We start from the raw sequence: 3088 nt of genomic DNA on the forward strand, positions 1-3088 counted from the left end.
GCCTTTCTGGACGCTCTGCGTCCGGTTTTGATGTGCGACGCGTTGTCGGCTTGTGATGCAGAGCTTCACGCGGGGCATTCCCACGCTGGAGTGTGCGGAGCGATAGGTGTCCGTGAGAACACCTATCGTGCCAATGCTCCGCGTTGGTGCCTTTCTGGACGCTCTGCGTCCGGTTTTGATGTGCGGCGCGTTGTCGGCTGGCAATGCAGAGCTGTGCCCACGACCAAACTGCGCAAATGCATTATTCTTCGCCATCGCTTTCAACGAGTCATCCCCTCCATGCAAACATCTTCCAGCCGTCTGCGCACAGGCCGCGTGAAAACGCTTGGCTTGCGTCTGGGCGGGCTGGTGCTGGCATTGGCTTTTCAGGGCGAGGCACTGGCTGAAGAGTTCGAGTTCGATATCCCCGCGCAACCCCTGAACAGCGCCCTTAAAGAGCTGGGGCGCCAGGGCGACCTGCAAATTCTTTACAACCCCGATGATGTGAACGGCAAGTTCAGCAGCCCGGTGCATGGCAGGTTGACGCCTGAACAGGCGGTCGCGGATCTGCTGAAACAGGCTGGCGTAACGCACAACCTCGAGGCCGATACCCTGACCCTCGGCAGCGCGGCGTCAGCGCAGCCCATGAACCTTGGGCCAGTGGCGATCAAGGGCGACCCGTTCGGTATCACCACCGAGGGCAGCGGCTCGTACGCAGCGACCGGCGTGAGCATCAACAAGGCATCACAATCGCTGCGCGAAACCCCGCAATCGGTCACGGTCATGACTCGCCAGTTGATAAACGACAAAAACCTCAACGGCCTCGACGAAGTGATGGCGCAGACGCCTGGCATCACCTTTTCGCAACGCAACTTTGGCTCTCATGTGTTCAGCTCTCGGGGTTTTGCGCTGGAAGACGAGAGCTACACCATCGATGGCGTGGCCGGCCAGGGTTACAGCGTGACCGGCTGGATGACCCCGGACATGGAGATCTACGACCGTGTCGAAGTGTTGCGCGGTGCGGCCGGGCTGCTGATCGGTGCGGGCAACCCCGGTGGCGCGGTCAATCTGGTGCGCAAGCGGCCGACCGCCTTAGCGCAGTTCTCGATCACCACCCGCGCCGGCAGTTGGGACCAGTACCGGGTCGATCTGGATGGCAGCAGCAAGCTCAACGACTCGGGCAGCGTGCGCGGGCGTTTTGTCACGTCTTACGAAGATCGCGGATACTTCATCGACGGTCTGAAAAAGACTGCGCCGTTGTTGTACGGCATTCTGGAAACCGATCTGAGCGAAAACACTACGCTCACGCTGGGCCTGCGCCATCAGAGCGCGGATACCCACGGCTACTCGATTTTCGGCCTGCCCCGCTACAGCAACGGCAAAGCCATCGATCTGCCGCGCTCTACCTCCTTGGCCCAGGACTGGAACCGTCATCAGACCCGGACGGACGAGGTGTTCAGCGAACTGGAAACCCGCTTTGACGAGAACTGGAGCGGCACACTGTCTGCCACTCACTCTGATGGCGCTTTCGATCAGAAAGTCGCCTACGCACAAGGCGCCATAGACCCTGCGACCCAGAGCGGTTCGCGACTGGTCAGAACCCTGTTTCGCTCGGACACGCTGCAAAGCGACGGCTTCGACAGCCATCTGGACGGTCGTTTCGACGCCTTTGGCCTGACCCACCAGTTGACCATCGGCGGCAACTGGTCTGAGCAAAAACGTGATTCGCGCTATGCCACCGTCAACAGTAATCGGCCGCTGGACATCGTCAATCCCGATCACGACGCGATTGCAGAACCTGCGCGTCCGGCCTGGCGCAGTACCGACTACAGCGACAAGCGTTATGGCGTTTACAGCAACCTGCGCCTGAGCCTGAGCGAGTCGTTGAGCCTGGTCATGGGCGGCCGGGTCAGTTGGTATGACTATCAGAGCCAATCCGCAGGCGTGACCACTCGCGCACAGGAGAAGAACCAGGTCACGCCATTCGTGGGTGTGATCTACGATCTGAACCGCGACTGGTCGTGGTACGCCAGCTACACCGATATCTTTCTGCCGCAGAGCGGTTATAGAACGGCATCCGGCGCATTCCTCGACCCGGCCATCGGTGCCAGCCATGAAACCGGTATCAAGGGTGAGTTGTTCGACAAGCGTCTGAACGTGTCTTTTGCGCTGTTCTATGTGAAACAGAAAGACGTAGCGGTCGAGGACGATGCCAATGCGGGCCAGTGCCTGAGCAACGACGCTTACGGCACCTGCTATTTGAATGGCGACATCCGGCGCAGCAAGGGTATCGACATGGAGATCAGTGGTGAGCCGTTACCGGGCTTGCAGACCCTGGCTGGCTACACCTTCAACCTCACGCGCGGCAGTGACGGGAAATCGATTTCAGCAGAAACACCCCGGCACATGCTGCGCTTGTCCAGCAGCTACAACCTGCCCGGCACCTGGCGTCGACTGACCGTCGGCGGCGGTGTATCGGCGCAAAGCGGCTACTCGGAGCACGAGTCGACCCAGCCCATCGACAACCCTGGCCGCGCCATCTGGGACGCACGCGCCTCATGGAAGATCGACGAACACTGGTCGGTGGCCCTCAACGGCAACAACCTGCTGGATCGCAAATACTACAAGGCAACCGGCGACATCGACCGCGGCAACTACTACGGCGACCCGCGCAACTACGTCCTGACGTTGCGCGGTGATTTTTAGAAGCCCGCGCTCGCACCTCACAATCAAGACCGGACGCAGAGCGTCGCACGATAGCTGGGATTATCGTTCCGCACGCTCCGCGTGGGAATGCCGTTCGTGACGCTCCGCGTCACAGATCTGCGCCGCCCCGCACAATCAAGATCGGACGCAGAGCGTCCAGAACTGCATGCGACGCAGAGCGCCGCACGATAGTCGAGATTATCGTTCCGCACGCTCCAGCGTGGGAATGCCGTGCGTCACGCTCTGCGTCACAGATCTGTGCCGCGNGCCGCAACCTCAAGACCGGACGCAGAGCGTCCAGAACTGCATGCGACGCGGAGCGCCGCACGATAGCTGGGATTATCGTTCCGCACCCTCCGTGAACTGCCCCCAAGAAGTTGGACACCAATCCGACCTCATGGGG

At 60.7% G+C, this 3088-nt stretch carries 1 protein-coding gene; it reads left to right on the forward strand.

The features are described 5' to 3' along the window. Positions 1-279: 279 nt before the first annotated feature. A complete protein-coding gene (locus AO068_RS24315) occupies positions 280-2685 on the forward strand; it encodes a TonB-dependent siderophore receptor (RefSeq protein WP_058409687.1) in 2406 nt (801 codons plus the stop codon). Positions 2686-3088: the final 403 nt, after the last annotated feature.

This window comes from Pseudomonas sp. ICMP 3272 (genome assembly GCF_001466905.1).
GTDB lineage: Bacteria > Pseudomonadota > Gammaproteobacteria > Pseudomonadales > Pseudomonadaceae > Aquipseudomonas > Aquipseudomonas amygdali.